This window comes from Enterocloster alcoholdehydrogenati (assembly GCF_013282095.1).
Classification (GTDB): domain Bacteria; phylum Bacillota; class Clostridia; order Lachnospirales; family Lachnospiraceae; genus Enterocloster; species Enterocloster alcoholdehydrogenati.
The window spans coordinates 26660-44032 of sequence record NZ_BLTJ01000016.1; the positions used below are offsets into that span (position 1 = coordinate 26660).

The 17373-nt window shown below is 51.2% G+C and carries 11 protein-coding genes; all 11 read right to left on the minus strand.

What is annotated here, in order from left to right; genetic code table 11:
- Positions 1–54: 54 nt before the first annotated feature.
- Positions 55–2361 carry a rhamnogalacturonan lyase family protein gene (locus tag HW447_RS15640; protein ID WP_207714818.1) on the minus strand — a complete coding sequence of 769 codons (2307 nt, stop codon included), beginning with the start codon at positions 2359–2361 and terminating at the stop codon, positions 55–57.
- Positions 2362–2646: 285 nt separating this feature from the next.
- The gene (locus HW447_RS15645; RefSeq protein ID WP_243176320.1) at positions 2647–5088 is read right to left on the minus strand and encodes a sensor histidine kinase; all 2442 of its coding nucleotides are present in this window, start codon (positions 5086–5088) and stop codon (positions 2647–2649) included.
- The gene (locus HW447_RS15650) at positions 5060–5770 is read right to left on the minus strand and encodes a response regulator transcription factor (protein WP_176256053.1); all 711 of its coding nucleotides are present in this window, start codon (positions 5768–5770) and stop codon (positions 5060–5062) included. The genes HW447_RS15645 and HW447_RS15650 overlap by 29 nt, the downstream gene beginning before the upstream one ends.
- Positions 5771–5984: 214 nt before the next feature.
- The gene (locus tag HW447_RS15655) at positions 5985–8357 is read right to left on the minus strand and encodes a right-handed parallel beta-helix repeat-containing protein (RefSeq protein ID WP_176256054.1); all 2373 of its coding nucleotides are present in this window, start codon (positions 8355–8357) and stop codon (positions 5985–5987) included.
- Positions 8358–8609: 252 nt separating this feature from the next.
- The gene (locus tag HW447_RS15660; RefSeq protein ID WP_176256055.1) at positions 8610–9485 is read right to left on the minus strand and encodes an alpha/beta hydrolase; all 876 of its coding nucleotides are present in this window, start codon (positions 9483–9485) and stop codon (positions 8610–8612) included.
- A gap of 29 nt (positions 9486–9514) precedes the next feature.
- Positions 9515–10678: a beta-aspartyl-peptidase gene (gene iadA / locus HW447_RS15665; protein WP_176256056.1), complete on the minus strand. Its 1164-nt coding sequence runs from the start codon at positions 10676–10678 to the stop codon at positions 9515–9517.
- Positions 10665–12551: an ABC-F family ATP-binding cassette domain-containing protein gene (locus HW447_RS15670; protein ID WP_176256057.1), complete on the minus strand. Its 1887-nt coding sequence runs from the start codon at positions 12549–12551 to the stop codon at positions 10665–10667. The genes iadA and HW447_RS15670 overlap by 14 nt, the downstream gene beginning before the upstream one ends.
- Before the next feature lie 277 nt (positions 12552–12828).
- Positions 12829–14241, minus strand: coding sequence for a serine hydrolase domain-containing protein (locus tag HW447_RS15675; protein ID WP_176256058.1), 1413 nt, complete (start codon positions 14239–14241; stop codon positions 12829–12831).
- A complete protein-coding gene (locus HW447_RS15680) occupies positions 14238–15323 on the minus strand; it encodes a dipeptide epimerase (protein ID WP_176256059.1) in 1086 nt (361 codons plus the stop codon). Before HW447_RS15680 ends, HW447_RS15675 begins: the two co-directional genes overlap by 4 nt.
- A 53-nt stretch (positions 15324–15376) precedes the next feature.
- The gene (locus HW447_RS15685; protein ID WP_176256060.1) at positions 15377–16375 is read right to left on the minus strand and encodes an ABC transporter ATP-binding protein; all 999 of its coding nucleotides are present in this window, start codon (positions 16373–16375) and stop codon (positions 15377–15379) included.
- Positions 16372–17364 carry an ABC transporter ATP-binding protein gene (locus HW447_RS15690; RefSeq protein ID WP_176256061.1) on the minus strand — a complete coding sequence of 331 codons (993 nt, stop codon included), beginning with the start codon at positions 17362–17364 and terminating at the stop codon, positions 16372–16374. The genes HW447_RS15685 and HW447_RS15690 overlap by 4 nt, the downstream gene beginning before the upstream one ends.
- Positions 17365–17373: the final 9 nt, after the last annotated feature.

The window sequence follows — 17373 nt, forward strand, 5'->3', positions numbered from 1 at the left end:
TCTTTTAAAATCAGACGGGGCAGTCCAGGGGATGCTCCAGCCGGCCCTGCAGGCTCATTCTCCCTTATCTGCGGACGGGATACTGAGGGTTGGCACCGGAATCTTCATCAGTTCCTGGTCAAAGCCAATATAAAAGCTGGGGGTGGGCGACTGATTGTAGCCAGTGGCTTCACTGGCAGCCTGCGTGCGGTACTGAATGTCGTGCATTAACGTATACAGACGGCAGGATGACAGATCTGTGGTGGTATAAATCCTTATATTTCCCTCTGGTGTCCTCCAGGCCGCCTCTTCTCTCCAGTCCCCGAAGATATCAGCCTGAAAACAGGGATTTCCCTTGGTTCCATTGATCGAATATACGTCTGTTTTTTCCAGCAGACGAACCTCCTCCTCCTTTTCCCAATCCCATTTTGAAATGTAGACAGAACGCGGCTCAAAGCCATTGTCATTGGTAAAGGTATGATCCAGAATTTCCCTTCCCAGATCTCCATCCCACCAGATGGTATGGTTTGCCACTGGCATTGCGTGGGAAATGACGGTTCCATCCTGGGAAACTACCATGGGGGCCGCCTGACTGCCGCACTTGTTATTAGCCCAGGATTCTGCCCCTTCATACCGCGGATCGATGTCCGCCGCGGCTCCGCGGCCGATATCTGCCGTGGTAGGGAAAGAAAATACATAGTTTCCGTCGTCTCCGTCGTGCATCTCGATTCCTGCATCCAGAGGCTTATTTTCATGCACCATGAAAATTTCCAGCCCCGGGTGTCTTAAGTTAAAATCTCCCACCCGCTCGGCATCTCCGTGGCCTCCGTGCTTTTCCCCATGCTGGCTCAATGAATACAGGAGTGTGCCGTCGTGATCAACCGTAGCAGAGCCAAAGATCACCTCCTGACAGCCGTCATTATCCACATCAGCCGCTGTCATGGTATGAGCACCCTGATTATACAGGAAACGGTTTTCCCCGCCGTCATCGGAATCAATCTTCCATCTTTGCACCAGTTTATCCTCTGACACATCATAGGCGCAGATCACCGCCCGTGTGTAGTAGCCTCTGGAAAAAACCGCGCTTGGATGGGTTCCGTCCAGATAGGCCACGCAGCCCAGAAAACGGTCTACCCGGTTTCCATAGGAATCCCCCCAGGAAGCAACCTCTCCTCTCTGGGGATCGTAATCCACTGTATCCAGGGCGATTCCTGTTTCTCCGTCAAATAAAGTCAGATACTCCGGCCCTGACAGGATACGGCCCGTTTCATTCCTGTAGTCTGTTACCTGCTCTGTCCCGTCAATGGGTTTTCCCGCCCCATCCCTGGTTCCATCAGCTGTTTTACAGATCATCTCCGCTTTCCCATCTCCGTCAAAATCGTATACCTGAAACTGGGTGTAATGGGCGCCTGCACGAATATTGATCCCCAGATCCACCCTCCACAGCAGAGTACCGTCCAGCTTATAACAGTCGATATAAACCGGCGCGGTGCAGCCGTCTTTGGAATTATCCTGAGAAAGGCCGTCCCACATGACAAACAGCTCATACTGTCCGTCTCCGTCTGCATCCGCTGTAAGGGTATCATTGGGGGTATATTCATATTCCTGTGTTACCTTTTCATCGTGGTATGGCTCCGGTTTCTGAAGCTTTACCTCCAGATACTGATCTGACCATACCTTTACAGGCCTGCATGGGGGCTGCTCTATCTCCCCGATCACTGCCCGTACAGTATAGGAGGCATCAGCCGTGCCCTCCTTATCCAGATAATTGGAATTTTCACCGGCCGAAACCTGTGCAATCAGGCAGCCGTCACGGTACAGCTCATACGCCGCGCCTGCGGCATATTCGTCGGCTGTGATCCTCCAGCTGGCAAATACTCCCTGTTCCGTAAGGACGGCTGTCAGCCCGCGGTCCAGATATTCCGCCTGAGGCTTAAAGTTTTTTTGAATGCCTGCCAAAACTGCCTCAGAGGGCGCCGATTTTCCATTTTCATCTACGGCCACTACTTTAAAATAACGTTCCATATGAGTGGGCTTTTCGTAGACGAAAGTAGTTGCCTTTGTTTTTCCGGCCAGTGCATACCCCTCGGTTCCCTCAAGATCTGTCCGGTTCCGGTCTGACCAGTATATCCAGTATTCTAAAGCGCCATCTGAGGCTTCCCACTGGAGAGTTGTGCTGTCCTTTGTCAGACGGCGAACCTTCAGTGACGTAGGGGACTGTAATTTTTCCTCCCCCTGTATTTCCTCCGCCTCCTGCGCGCGTTCTGCCGAAACTGCGCTCTGTCCGGCAGCTGTTCCCGGAAAACCCGCTGCGATCACTGCTGACGCTGTAAGGGCTGCGCCAAAAAATACGGCAGGTCTTCTTCTCCATTTTCCTCTCATCTTCCTTCTCCTCTCCTCTTACTATCCAGCTGCCCCGTTTCCCCTGCATATGGTTCCAATATCTGCCGCCGGATGGTCTTTTTGCTGGTTTGAGCATACAAAAAGTCTTTTTGATTTGTAAAGTCTCATTTTATAGCCGTTTTTTTCATCAAAAAAGTCCGGGACCCCTGAATAACAGGGGATTCCCGGACATCTGTCCAAATAGTTATCAATATCTTTCCTTAACGTTCCTTACCCTTTTTGAAAATACTCCTTTTATTTTCTGTTTTACCCTTAGAACTTATCTTAAGAGTCCTTGGTTTCATCCTCCGGCCGGGCAGTTTCATTTTCTGCATTTTCTTCCAGAATTTCATTTTCTTCCGGATCCCACCAGGCAAATTTCTCCGGGACAGGGGGATGGGAGGTTTCCGAGAGAGGCGCCGCTGCCTCCGATACCAGTGGAGATTCCTGTGTTTCCTCCCTCCACCGCACCGTCACCTTAAAGATATCCTCTTCCAGCTCCAGCTCCATGGTTCCGCCCTGGGCCTCAGTGAAGCTTCTGGCGATGGCCAGACCCAGGCCGGAGCCTTCTGTGTTGCGGGACTGATCCCCCCGGACAAAACGGTCGGTAAGCTCCTGCGGCGACACCTTCAGTTCATTTTCCGAGATGTTCCGCATGGTGACAGCCACATAACCGCCTTCCTCCCGTCTGGCCTGTATATAAGCCCTCGTTCCCCGCATGGCATACTTTGTAATGTTCACCATCAGGTTTTCAAAGATACGGCAGGTTTTCTGGCCGTCCAGCCGCAAAGTCAGCTTTTCATCCGGCAGTGTAAAACGGAAGTCCACGCCGCTGGCCTCAATCTTATCCGCCAGCTCATAGCGCACCTGCTTGATGAGGCTTACGATATCCACTGAGTCCAGATGGAGCGTCACTGTACCGCTGTTTGCCTTGCTGATCTCAAAGAGATCCTCAATCAGTTCTTTTAAGCGCATAGATTTACGGTCTAAAACTTCAATATAAGAATCCCGCTCCTCCTTTGTAATATTTTCCTGCTTAAGCAGATTGATATAGGTGATAATCGCTGTTAAGGGGGTCTTAAGGTCGTGGGACACATTTGTAATCAGCTCTGACTTGGTTTTCTCGCTTTTTACCTCCTGTGCCACAGCCTTTTTAAAACCGTCTCTGATATGGGATATCTGCTCCTTGAATGGCTCAAAAACTCCCAGATCCTCAGCGAACTCCACATCCAGATCGCCCTCGGCCATATCATGGATTCCCTTTAGAAGGAGCTGATACCTCTCCTGCATCTGTCCCCAGTATTTCTTTAAAAGGATAAACAGCACCAGTGAATAGATAACAAGAGCGCCAATCCCCCAGAACCACAGGCAGGAGATCAGGGCCAAAATGATAAAGTTGGCAATGACCGCCTTTCCTATAATTCTGGTAGAACGGCTTTCCCAGTCTGTATTGGAAAAAAGATCCAGCCCTTTGCAGACCCACCGCTTGCACCAGCGCAAAAACCGTCCAAGCCAGGTTCTCTCCTTAAAATAACGCCAAAGCCCCAGGGTAAAGACCGCGCGGATACAGGTAATTCCCCAGCAGAGAACCCCATAGATCACCATCCAGAACAGAAGGTTAAGAAGGAGCGTCAGCATATCTGCCGCGCCTTTCGCAAAGCCAGCCTTCATCCACTCATCCGTAATACGTCCGTCCATGGTAGCCCGGATCAGGTCTGCCGGAATACTGCTGATCACCGTTGCAAACCACAGACACCCCAGCATACTCAAAGGCTCGAAGGAAAGACGGCACAGGGCGCTGCGCCCGATCTGAAGGGAGCGGATCCCAGGAAGAACCAGGGCGATCACTGTCACAATCGCTGTGATGCTCCACAGCACCATAAAATATCCGCCGCCCTGATAATCCCAGCTATTAAGCATAACGGAATCCTCTGCCATGCCCGCGGCGCCTGACGTTCCTCTTCCAAGTACAGACAGCTCACACAGAAACTGTATCTTTATGTTTTCCGGGCCCTTAAATTCCGCTCCGCTGGTGCGATACTGGCTTCCCAGCCGGGATGCCACCGGATCATAAAACTCATAAGAGTTCATCGCCTGATACAGGCGGCTGCAGGCATCCTCGGCTCCTGCAAGGCCGGTTACTGCCAGGCGTCCTCCTGTGGAAAATTCTGCTGTAAATCTGATTTGATCCCCGGAAGGTTCACCTGCAAATACGCTCTGAGGATCGGTTACATTGCTTCGGAGGTATTCTCCATTTTCTCCCATTACCGCATAACGGATCAGAGTGCCGTTATACTTCTCATACATCTCCTGCCACCGGCGGCCAAGATCCGTAATCTGCCCCTGTATCTGCCGCAAGGTTTCTGTTTCCTCCTCGGAGTCAGACCATTCTGCCGTGTCCGCCCCCTCATTCTCCTGGGCCAGCCTTAGCTTCTCATCCAGCCCCGGATAGAAAGTCTGGGAAAATGAAAGGATTCTCCCGTTTTCTTCCTGCTTCTGCTGATGCCAGATCACATAGCTGAAATTCATGATCTGGGTAGCCAGTCGTTCAAACTCGCTGTTTTCGTTTTCCCGCTGTGTCTGATCTGCGCTCTTTTGTTCTATGGCCTTCTGACGCATATAGGGGTACGAGCTCACCGTTGCCGCCGCCATAACGGCTGTCAAAAGGATGAGCAGAAGAATCCCCAGCCAATGCCTGTCACGGCTGTTTTTCAATTTTGTATCCAACCCCCCACACCACCTTTATATGTTTTGGTTCTTTCGGATTGACTTCTATCTTTTCCCGGAGGTTCCGTATATGGACCATAACCGTATCCGTGTTGATGGCCCGCTCATTCCACACACGCTCATAGATTTCCTCAGCTGGAAAAACACGGCCTGGATTGCGGATTAAAAGCAGCAGGATCTTAAATTCTATGGGAGTCACCTTTACCGGCCGGTCATCAATGGTAACGCTTACCGTATCCTCATTTACCTCCAGTCCACCTGCCTGGTAGATCCTGGAGCTTTCCTCTGCCTTAGAGTGGATACGGTCCATGAAACGGTGATACCGCCGCAGATGAGAGTTGACCCTGGCTAAAAGCTCCATGGGCGTAAACGGTTTTGTAATGTAGTCGTCTGCTCCCATATTCAGCCCCAGGATCTTATCCACCTCTTCGGATTTCGCTGAGAGAAAGAGCACCGGAAAGTCATAGGTCTCCCGCAGTCTGGCCGTCATGGTGATCCCGTCCATCCGCGGCATCATCACATCTACGATGGCAAGGTCGATCTCATGATTTTTGAGGATCTCCAGCCCTTCCAAACCATCGGCGGCCTGATAAACCTGGTATCCCTGGCTCTTTAAAAAGATCTCTACTCCTTCTCTTATTTCCTTATCATCCTCCACTAACAGGATACGATCCCCGCTCATATACATTTCCTCCTTACACTCATATGATAGAATACAAAATCAAAGATAGGGTGCATAAAATTTAAAAGACTTTCTAAAGAATGATTGTAGCATTTTAAAAGACCGGCTGCAAGGCCAAACCAGAGGGCTGCGGCAGGCTAAGGGCACGAATGTCAGACATACCGTTAAAAAAACAGAGGCAGCCCATAGAGGCGTCCTCTGTCCTTTTTATCTCTTATTTTCTTTCCAACAATCCATGCATCTGAATCGATCCATCTTCTGCCCGTTCCGGCATTACGCTGGTATCCAGTGATACGAACCAGTCGTCGGCTACCTTCTCGCCTTTGCTGTTTTCGTATGCCTTGTCCGCCTCATTGTAGAAGTAATTGGTTTCGTTGTAAATACCGCTTTCCTCCTGACCCTTCAGCCGAATATCCTCGCTGTGGCCTTCCCCTGTACCGTAGGAGATATTTCCCTCTGCCACATAAGCGGTATCCGCCCGGTTGGATGTATAAATGGCAATATTGGGGCCTTCATTATTGAAGGAAACATTGTTATAGATCTCGATGTCCGGGCAGCTGTTAGAGTCGATGCCCTTTGCCTTATTTTCGTAAGAAATGCTGTTCCTTAATACATGGTGGCCGCTGATGCCGCTGCCTCCCATCTTAAAGCCGTTTCCGTTTCCTGCGTTGACCACATTTCCGGAAGCGTCATATACATAGCCGTTTTTAAATGCTACGCAGTCCTCGATGGTCACTGCCCCGATCTTTCCCGTAGCAATCTTGGCAAAGAGATCCCAGCCGTCATCAGCATTATAAGCCGCGATACAGCCCCTGAATACATTTCCCTCCCCGCAGGTCAGCTTGGCGGCAAATCCATCTGCATCCTCCATGGCCTCATCGCAGTTATTATAAGAAGTACAGTTTAATACCAGGTTGTCCGAGGGCCACAAGTCAATGGTCTCCTCCGAGGTGCCGCTGATCTGAAGGCCGGTATTTCCATTGTTGTAAGTCTGAATCCCCTCTAAAATATTGTGGTGGCCTGAAAGGCGGATTCCGCAGTTTCCGTCGGAAGCATTGCATACCTGGATATTTTTGATATGCCAGTAATCGCCCCAGATCTGAAGGCCGGATCCCTCCTTTGCAAAGTCTAAGATCACCGTTTCTCCCTCTGCGGGCTGCAGGGTAACAGGCGCTTCCTCGGTTCCGTTTACGCCCCGTAAAACAGTAAGACCTTCCTTAAAGGTATACGTACCGCCTTCCATGATAAAGGTCTGGCCGGGAGCCGCATAGCAGAAAGCCGTAGCCAGATCCACCGGCGCTTCTTTCGTTCCGGTTCCATCCGCTGTTCCATCCTTTGAAATGTAAACCGTATCACCGGACAGGATGCGGCAGTTTACCGTCTCGTCAAAGGAAACGGTTCCATAGTCTGCAAGCTCTGTATATTCGTTGATCTTATATCCCTCTTTTGGGGTGAAGGCAATGACAAAATGATTCTCCCCTTCTGTCACCGGGTATGTTCCCTTTACAGGAACACCGGCCTTTACCTCCAGGGTATCCAGCTTATTGCCTGTGCTGTCAGAGATCACGGCAGAACCATCGGCATTTGTCTTAAAGGAAAGAGGATACTCCTTTAAGCCAGTGGTATTGGAAGAAAGGAAGTTAAAGCTTACCTTTTCCTTCTCCATGGGGCGCTCCTGCGCCGGTTCGTCCTTGGCGGGATCTGTCACCTCAAACTCAATATTACTAAAGGTTGCGTTGCAGCCTCTTGCAACGGCAAATCCTGCATACACCTGGTCATCGATCACGTTAAGGTTCTCAGAACCATACAGGGTATGGGACATTTCATTCCCATCTTTGTCATAGTAAACTGCCTGATAGCCTGTATTGTTCTTTCTCAGCTCCATGGTATAGGTCTCGCCTGCTGTCAGCAGGGTCTCCTTGTCAAACGCCTCTGAATCCAGGGTCAGCTTTCCTGCGTCCGGCGGCGTAGTATCTGACTCCACACCTGTAATCATACGGTAGCCGATGCCGTCCTTCATGGAGGTCTTGGTTCCATCCTCATCATAATAGTTCAGGCTGCTGCCAATCACAGCGGCGGAATTGGTAAAAAACGCGCAGTCTGACACGCCGTTTTCCCCAATACTGTCTCTGGCAAGAATCGCCACGCCTTCCTGGCCGTCCGGCTTTGGATTGATGTAGTCAATGGTTACATCTGCCTTTAAACGGAAGTTCTCTGCCTTTGGGTCGATGGTTGTATAGTAAAATGAAATGCCGTCATATCCCTCTCCCGCAGCAAACTTACCGCCCTTTTTGTCGATGCTTCCATCCTCTTTTACCGTGCAGGAAGTAAGAGAAATCCCGTTTTCCAGGCTGCCTCCCGCTGCCATGGTATTTGTTTTCTCATCGGTAGATGTACCGAAATAGGTAAACTGCCAGGTATGATCCTCTGCTGATTTTGTTCCGGAAGCCTTTGCTGATTCTGCCTCTGTCTGAACCGCTGTCTCTTCTGCAGTGGCATCTGCTTTCCCGGCGCTCTTGCTGCAGCCCTGAAGGCCCGCAAATGCAAGGCCTATGAGCAGGATCGCTCCGATGTCTCGTTTCTTCATGTCTTGTTCTCCCTCTTTCATACAAATTCCATGGCTGTACCGTCTGGCCGGGACGGGAGGGCCATGTGGGCTCAATAATGCATTTTCCATTGTAAACGCTTACAATTATAGGGTGCATTATACGATTTCTTCCCCCTGTTGTCAATCAATCTACCGGTTTTTCCGTGCATTTCAGATATTTTCACAATATTTATGTACAATTTTTGTGAAATGTATACAGGCATAATTCACGGCCGGTTCCGGGCTGGGCGCCTATCCTGCCAGCCATTTTCCCGCCAGCGTAATCCAGCTCTGGCATTGCGGCTCTATATAGCGCTCCTGTCCGTCAGCCGTCTCCTCTGTGGCCAGCGCCAGGCCATGACAGCCCACGGGATAGAGATGGAATTCCAGGCTGACGCCATTTTTCACCAGCGCGTCAGCTAACAGCAGTGAGTTCTGAACCGGAACTGTCTGATCTGTGACCGTATGCCACAAAAAAACCGGCGGAGTATGTGGCCCGACCTGCAGCTCCAGCGAAATCTCTCTTCTGCGCTTCTCATATTCCTCCTCACTGCCTTCCAGCGGATTTTTTTCCGTCTCTTCCAGCATATGTCCCCATAAAAGGCGCTCTGTGGATCCTTTGTGCCCCCATTCCCCGGCAGTCACTACCGGATAACAGAGAATCATGCCGTCCGGGCGGATCTGCTCTGCCTTCAGCCCCAACGGTTCAGACAGCCAGGACTTATTCCAGTGTACGCCCAGACTGCAGGCCAGATGGCCTCCGGCAGAAAAACCGGATACAACGATGCCGGCCGGATCAATCCCCCACTCCTGCGCGTGCTCCCGTACAGTGGACACAAGAAGGGCCAGTTCCAGCAGCGCTGTTGGGAAACGGGCGGGCGCAAGGCTGTAGTGGAGGACAAAGACATGGCAGCCCATTGCCAGATACTGTCTGGCTATGGGCTCGTCCTCTCTGGCGGACAGATGCCCATAGCCGCCGCCGGGGCAGATGATGACTGCCTTACGTTTCTTTTTTTCTCTCTCCTCCTGTGTTCCTAAAAGCCAGGCTGTGTAATTTGCAGATCCCTTCTGTGTAAACTCACTGCCGCAGTCCTGGGGCAGCGGCAAGTTTTCTGTCCATGTTTTCATCAATACATCCTCCCTAGGTTTATTAAGCCTTATGACTCGTACGTTCCTTTTACCAGCAGCTTTTTGCCTTCCATCATCATCCGGCCGCCTGCCATGACAGTGTCCAGAGTCAGGTCCTCCTCCACCAGAAGCAGATCCGCGTCGCTTCCGGCACAGATACAGCCTTTCTTCGGAGCCAGTTCCAGCACCTTTGCCGGGTTCGAGGTGAAAAAGGGCAGAGCCTTTTCAAGCTCCATTCCGCCATTTATTACCAGGGAGCGCAGCTGGGCGTACATATTCCCCACATCGGTCACTCCCATTTTCACCAGATTTCCATATTCGTCGTAATCAGACCAGCTTCCCTGGCCATCTGAACTTAAGGTAATACGCTCCATATCCGCTCCTGCCCGACGCGCTTCCTCTAACAGACCGATCATCGGATCCTGGATGCCTTCAATCTGCCCCTGTGGAAATTCCTCGCAGGTCAGGTCAATGGTTCCTCCCATTTTCACCAGACGGATACCGTCTAAGAACAAATCGTAATTGCGGTTGATATGGGTGGGCTGGAAGATTTTTACAGGCAGATCCGTTTCCTCCAATGCCTCAAACACCGGAGTAAGTTTCTTCTTTCCGTCTCCCATATGAAGGACAAGGCAGCCGCATTTTCCGCTGATCATCCCCGCCGTGCGCACATCACTTGCAAGACGGATCAGCTCGTCTGTTGAAATATTGGGAGCGCGGTGGTCAGAAAGAGCCAGCTTCAGGCCCAGAATTTCGTCAATAAAGGCAATATCCTTCTTAATGCTTCCAGTGATCGTGGGGGAAGGGACGCCGTAGGCGCCGCAGAAGGCATAGGCGGAGATGCCTTCCTCCTTCAGTCCCTTGATCTTTGCGATCAGGTCCTCAATGGTACGGCTCATGTCGTCTGTCCCCAAAAGCCCTACCACGGCAGTAATACCGGCTTTTATAATGGATGAAAGCTGGATCTGGGGCGTCCGTGTGTGAAAGCTGCCTTCTCCTCCCCCTCCTGTTACATGAACATGGCGATCGATCAGACCAGGCGCCAGCTTTTTACCGGAGGCGTCAATGATCCGGCAGCCTGTGCCTCCCTCCAGCGTCTCTCCTACAGCCTCGATGCGGCCGCCGCATACTAAAACGTCCCGCCGTCCCAGATGTTTTGGGGCATATACATCCGCATTTTTAAATAATATCATTGTGAATCTCTTCCTCCTGTTTGTTCTCATCCCTTTCAGGGTGAATTTCCAGCCAGATTTCATACCACTCCATACAGGCCTTGTGCCAGCTCTCCCAGGCTGTGCGTGCCTCTTCTTCCTCTGTCTCTTCCTCACGCAGCCAGTCTTTCGCCCATTCCTTTTCTGCAGCCAGCTGCGCCCGCTCTCCCGCTTCTTCCAGTGCCTCTGCCGCCAGCCGCAGCCGCCACTGGTCATAGGCTTCTTCTGTGGGGATTTCCCGCAGCCGGTGGCGTTCTGCCTTTGGCACCGCCTTAAGCCCCTCAATCAGCGCCTGCTCTTCCGCCTTCATCCGAAGAGCAGCCGGCAGCCCCTCTTTCTCCTTCTCTCTCCGTTCCAGAAAATGTTCATACCCAAAGGGATAATACATGGCGGAATGATTCTCAAAGATCAGGATGGATTTCGCCACACGGCTAATAAAATACCGGTCATGGCTTACGAAAAGAATAGTTCCCTGGTAGGCCCGGAAGGCAGATTCCAGCGTCTCCTTTGCCTGAATATCCATATGGTTGGTTGGCTCATCCAGAATCAGGAAATTGGGGCGGCTCTGCAAAAGCTCCGCCAGCACCAGCCTGGCCTTCTCCCCTCCTGAAAGAGAGCTTACCCTTCTGGACGCTTCCCGCCCTCTGAACAGGTAATTTCCCAGAATGGTTCTCACTTCCTTTTCCGTCAGAGCCGGAAACAGGGCTTTAAAATGCTCCGCGACGGTCTTATCCGATTCAATGGCTGCGGAGTTTTGGTCAAAATACCCAATAGTAATATGATTTCCAATGGAGCATACACCATCCACCGGGGGCAGAAATCCGGCGGATGTCTTTAAAAACGTGGTCTTTCCGGCCGCATTCTCCCCTAAAAGCCCGATCTTCTGCCCCTTTCTCATCCGCAGGCTTACCTCCAGCAGACTGCGGCCTCCATGCCCGATCTTTAAATGCTCCGCCTCCAGCACCCACTTGCCGCCGGGCACAGCAGGAAGGATCTCCCCGGTAAATATATGGGCAAGATCCTCCCTCGGCGCCTCCACCCGTTCCATCCGCTCCAGCAGCTTTTTCCGTGATCTTGCAAAGGACGCCTTGGAGGGCTTGTTCTTAAATCGGCGGATCAGTTCTTCCTCATGGGAAATCTTTTCCTGCTGGCGGTTATAGGCCTTTAACTGAATCTCGTAGTTTTTCTGTTTCTGCTGGCGGTAAGCCGTATAATTTCCCACATATTTTGTAAGACACCCATCCTCCAGCTCGTAAACAACCTCCGCCGTCCGATCCAGAAAAAACCGGTCATGGCTCACCATCACCACCCCCCGGTCATAATTCCTTAAATACTGCTCCAGCCACTGCACCGTCTCCATATCCAGATGATTGGTAGGCTCGTCCAGCAGAAGAATATCCGGCTTTTCAAGCAATAAGCCGGCCAGAGCCGCTTTCGTCCGCTCGCCGCCTGAAAACGTGTTGACCGGACGCATTTTATCCTCCTTGTGAAATCCAAGAGCTGTAAAAAGTCTGTCATACTCCCGCTCATACTCAAACCGCTCTCTGTCAAACATCCCCAGAGCCGGACAGCGGCTCATCAGATATTCTTCCACGGTCCGTTCCTCATGGATCAGGGCCTGCTGCCCCAGCATCCCTACTGTCAGCTTCCGGGAGCAGCAAATTCCCGGAAACTGACGCTTATCGTCCCGATCCAGCGCGAGCTCCCCGGCGATCAGCCGCAAAAGTGTGGTCTTTCCGGCCCCGTTTCGTCCTACTACAGCCACCTTCTGTGCTCCCTGTATCTCAAAATCAATATGGGATAAGACTGTATCACCGCCCAGGGTAACGGTACCGTCTGTAATCTGATACTTCATTCCTCGTTCTTCCTCTCATTTCACAGGCATCAGCGCCCTGTTTTCAAGCCTGTCTCTATCCCCGGACCGGCTTGCGCCTCCGGGCAGTCTTTTATCATTTTACCACGAATTAAAACCATCTACAACCTCAGGAAAGCCGGCCGCATGAAACAGCCTGAGATCTGCTGCCGTCAGAATACACAGAAGGCTCCCCCCTTTCACCCTGCGGCAAAAGAGAGGAACCTTCCGTGTCTTTTTGTCTTTAAAATGAATATGCGTATTACGTTTGGGCCTTTTTCTAAACCTTCGGGAAGATACGGCTTCCGTATCTGGCGGCAAATACCCTTCCGCTTTCATCGCGGAATGCAGTCAGGTATACGTCGCTGTATTTCTTTCGCACCATGCCCTGCCATGGATAAACAGCCTTTAGGTCCACCGGTTTTTTGTTGATTTCCATGGAAAGTCCTCCATTTCCGTCATCTGTTATCACAAACTGGTCGCCTTCTCCAGAGCAATAGGTTCCAGCCAGTTCTCTCCTTTCTTCCTCTGTCCAGGAGCGTGGGGTATGCTCCGGACGGGAGACCTCTAAGGACAGGCCGCAGTACAGTCTAAGAGCCATAGTGCCTATAGAGTAAACCGGCACATCCATGGTATTGCACAGTACGATCACACCGATGCCTTTCTGGGGACAGAAACAAAGGTTTGAGGATACACCCGGAAGGCTTCCTCCATGCTCTACCATCACCATGTCCTCCATCTGGCTCATTTCAAGACCGTAGCCGTAGTAGATCCCCGGCTTTACGATCTGTCTGGGACGGCACATTTCCTCGATGGAATCGCGGTCAATAACCTGGGTTCCATCAGCGCTCTTCCCCTCGTTTAAGTACATGGCTGCATATTTCATCATATCCCCCAGAGTGGACTTTAAAGCCCCTCCGCCATGAAGAACAAAGGCATCATTTTCATAATCGCGGTCCGCTCTCCAGACTCCATCCTCCAGGGTATAAAGGGTGGCTGCATTTTCATCCAGAGTGTTGCGGATAAAGCTGATATTGCTCCGCTCCATTCCCAGAGGCTTAAAAATATGCTCCTCCAGATAAGCGCTGAAAGAGCCGCAGCCAGAGTGACGGCGCACGATGTCGGACAGCAGACCGAAACCGTCATTGCAGTAGCTCATCCGCTGTCCCGGTTTCCCTGTAAAATGGGTCTGGGCATCCAGGCGGCCCGCTACCCGGCGTATTCCTTCCTCCGCAAAGTCCTCCCTGAAAATCAGTTCCTCCTCTAAGCTGTCGGCAATTCCCATTTCCCTGGCCGTCTGATCCACAACAATCCTTGGCAGTGGGAAATATCCGCCGCTGTGGCTCATCAGATGCCACAGACGCACGTTTTCTTTCTGGTTTTTATTGGTAAACTCCGGAATATAACGCGTCACCGCATCCTCCACCGATAAAATTCCATCCCTCTGCATCTGCATAATGGATAAGGCAGTGAACGATTTGGTCACCGATGCCATTCCGAATATGGTATCCCGGTTGATGGGAAGTCCCTTCTCAGCATCACGCAGACCAAAGTATTTCTCATACAGAATCCTGCCGGTTCGATCCACCACTCCTACGGCAATGCCTCTGGCGTTGGACTCTTCCATAATCTGAGCAGTATGGCTCTCCAGCCTGCGGATTCCCTGTGATATGTCCTGCGCCTGTCTGCTCATTGAAACATTTCCTCCTTTAAGCGGCTAAGGCCCAGTCCGGGAGCCTCAGACAACACCAGATCCTTTGTATTTTCAATGGTGAAACCGCCCTCATACGGCAGTTCCTTTAAGGAAAAGCTGGCATCTAAGTCCGCCCGGGTAATATTTCCAAGAGCCGCGCCAAGAGCTGCCGCCGCATTGATGGCAATTCCGCTTTCCTCAGCCATGCAGCCCAGCATGATCTCTACTCCCGCTGCCTCGGCAATGTTCACAATTTTCTTTGCCTCCCAGAGGCCGCCGCACTTCATCAGCTTAATATTGATGAAATCCACTGCCCGCTCGGAAACCAGATGCAGGGCATCTCTGGAATCCCAACAGCTTTCATCTGCCATAACCGGCACCGGGCTGTTGGCTGTCACATACTTTAAGCCCTCAAAGTCAAAACGGCGTACAGGCTGCTCAACCAGCTCAATATCGTACTCATTCAGTCTCTTTAACAGCTCCACCGCTTCTCTGGCGTTCCATCCCTGGTTGGCGTCCAGACGGATCTTCACATCATCGCCCACGGCCTCACGGATTGCTTTTACTCTCGCCAGATCCTCTGTAATATCCGTCCCCACCTTTGTCTTAATAACGCGGAATCCCGCTTTTATGTGCTCCTTTGCGTGAGCCGCCATGATTTCCGGTGCGTCAATTCCCACTGTCATATCCGTCTCAATGGTATTGGATAGCCCCCCAAGCAGCTTGTACAGCGCAAGTCCGCTGTCTTTTCCCAGTATATCATGGCAGGCAATATCAACGGCTGCCTTTGCGGTTCCCGCATATGCCACTGCCCGGTTCATCACGGCGTTTACCGCCTCAATATCCCTTGGATCCATACCAATGAGTTTTTCCCTGAACACCTTTAAGGTTTCCACCGTACCGGGCATATTTTCCCCCGTGATCAGCGGGCCGGGAGAGCCTTCTCCGTAACCGGTAATCCCTGTGTCGGTCTCGATTTCTACCAGGCAGCTTACTGCATGGGTGATCACACCCAAAGAAATCCGAAAAGGACGGACCAGGGGAACCTGCATCATGTGAACCTTAATGTCCGTAATTTTCATATCTGTTACCTCCTTTTTTGTCTGCACGCATTCCTCAGATACAGAACGTGCACTTATTGATTACATCCCCCGCAGAAATGACACGCGCACATATGGCCGCCGCCAATATCCTTAAGCTCCGGCTTTTCCACAGAGCAGATCTCCTGAGCCATAAAGCACCTTGTATGGAAGATGCAGCCAGATGGAGGATCTGCCGGACTGGGCAGGTCGCCCTTAAGCAGGATCTTCTTTCTGGTACTGTGGCGTTCCGGAAGCGGAATAGCTGACAGCAATGCCTGGGTGTATGGATGGGACGGATTCTCATACAGCTGTTTTTTATCTGCAAGTTCAACCACATGACCCAGATACATAACCATCACACGATCGGAAATGTGGCGAATGACACTTAAATTATGGGAAATGAAAATATATGCCATTCCCATCGATTCCTGCAGATGGCGCAGAAGATTTAATACCTGGGACTGAATGGACACATCCAGCGCAGACACCGGCTCATCACAGACAACCAGAGACGGGCCCAGTACAATGGATCTTGCAATTCCAATTCTCTGGCGCTGGCCGCCGGAAAACTCGTGAGGATAGCGGTTGTAATATTTTGGATTCAGTCCCACCACTTCCATCACCTTTAAAACGTGTTCCCTCGTCTCCTCCTTAGAGCCGTACCGTTTCTGAATATTCAACGGTTCCGCAATAATCTCGCCGATAGTCATACGCGGGTTTAAAGACGCGTAGGGATCCTGAAAAATGATCTGCATCTCAGCACGCATCCTGCGAAGCTCCTGGCCGGAAGCCTTTTTAAAATCCTGTCCCTTATAAAGGATCTCTCCGTCCGTAGGCTCAATCAGACGCAGAACGGAACGTCCCATGGTGGATTTTCCGCAGCCGGACTCTCCTACCACTCCCAGTGTCTCCCTGGGGTTTAAGGTAAAGGAAACGTCGTCCACTGCCTTTATAAATTTCTTTTCCCGTGTGCCGAAGGCTGATTTTGCCGGAAAAAGCTTTCTTAAATGCCTTACCTCCAAAAGAGGCGTTTCATTCATCTGTTCGCTCATTTGGCGCTTTCCTCCCATTCCTTCGTATATCTGAAACAGCGCACCCGGCGTCCCTTCACTTCCTCAAGCTCCGGCATCTGCTTTCTGCAGATTTCCTTTGCATAGGGACATCTGGGACAAAAGGCGCAGCCCTCCGGCATATCGTCGTAGCTTGGCACCATGCCCTCAATCACGCTTAATTCCTTCGTATCATCTCCATCCAATCTGGGAATACAGCTCATGAGACCAGAAGTATAGGGATGAAGAGGCTCGTCAAAAATCTGGTCGCAGGTCGCGTGCTCTACTACCTTTCCCGCATACATGACCATCACGTCATCTGCCACCTCGGCGATCACCCCCAGATCGTGGGTAATCATCATAACGGACGTGCCTGTTTCTTCCTTTAATTCATTGATCAGATCCAAAATCTGCGCCTGAATCGTCACATCCAGAGCCGTTGTGGGCTCATCACAGATTAAAAGCTGCGGATTGCAGCAAAGAGCCATGGCGATCATCACCCTCTGGCGCATACCGCCGGAAAGCTGATGGGGATATTCGTCAAACCGTTTCTCTGCCAAAGGGATCTTCACTTTTTTAAGCATCTCAATGCCCTTTTCCCTGGCCTGCTGCTTTGTTGCTTTTTCATGGAGCAAAATTGCCTCCATCAGCTGCTGACCAATGGTAAAAACAGGGTTTAAGGACGTCATTGGCTCCTGAAAGATCATGGCTATCTTATTGCCGCGAATCTCCCGCATCTGATTCTCACTCATCTTTAAGAGATCCTCTCCATCAAAGAGGATCTCTCCGCCCTCATAGCGGCCCGGAGGTGTTTCTACCAGCTGCATGATGGAAAGAGAGGTAATACTCTTGCCGCAGCCGGACTCTCCCACAATTCCTAATGTCTTCCCACGCTCTACCGAGAAGGAAACGTCATTTACCGCCTTTACAAGGCCGGCGTCGGTACGAAAATATGTCTTTAAATTCCTTACTTCTAATATTTTATCTTCCATCCGTTCCAC

Bases quoted from the DNA above. Each gene is read 5' to 3' on its own strand.
- HW447_RS15640 (WP_207714818.1), bottom strand. From the start codon at position 2,361: ATGAGAGGAAAATGGAGAAGAAGACCTGCCGTATTTTTTGGCGCAGCC.
- HW447_RS15650 (WP_176256053.1), bottom strand. From the start codon at position 5,770: ATGAGCGGGGATCGTATCCTGTTAGTGGAGGATGATAAGGAAATAAGA.
- HW447_RS15655 (WP_176256054.1), bottom strand. From the start codon at position 8,357: ATGAAGAAACGAGACATCGGAGCGATCCTGCTCATAGGCCTTGCATTT.
- HW447_RS15660 (WP_176256055.1), bottom strand. From the start codon at position 9,485: ATGAAAACATGGACAGAAAACTTGCCGCTGCCCCAGGACTGCGGCAGT.
- iadA (WP_176256056.1), bottom strand. From the start codon at position 10,678: ATGATATTATTTAAAAATGCGGATGTATATGCCCCAAAACATCTGGGA.
- HW447_RS15670 (WP_176256057.1), bottom strand. From the start codon at position 12,551: ATGAAGTATCAGATTACAGACGGTACCGTTACCCTGGGCGGTGATACA.
- HW447_RS15675 (WP_176256058.1), bottom strand. From the start codon at position 14,241: ATGAGCAGACAGGCGCAGGACATATCACAGGGAATCCGCAGGCTGGAG.
- HW447_RS15680 (WP_176256059.1), bottom strand. From the start codon at position 15,323: ATGAAAATTACGGACATTAAGGTTCACATGATGCAGGTTCCCCTGGTC.
- HW447_RS15685 (WP_176256060.1), bottom strand. From the start codon at position 16,375: ATGAGCGAACAGATGAATGAAACGCCTCTTTTGGAGGTAAGGCATTTA.
- HW447_RS15690 (WP_176256061.1), bottom strand. From the start codon at position 17,364: ATGGAAGATAAAATATTAGAAGTAAGGAATTTAAAGACATATTTTCGT.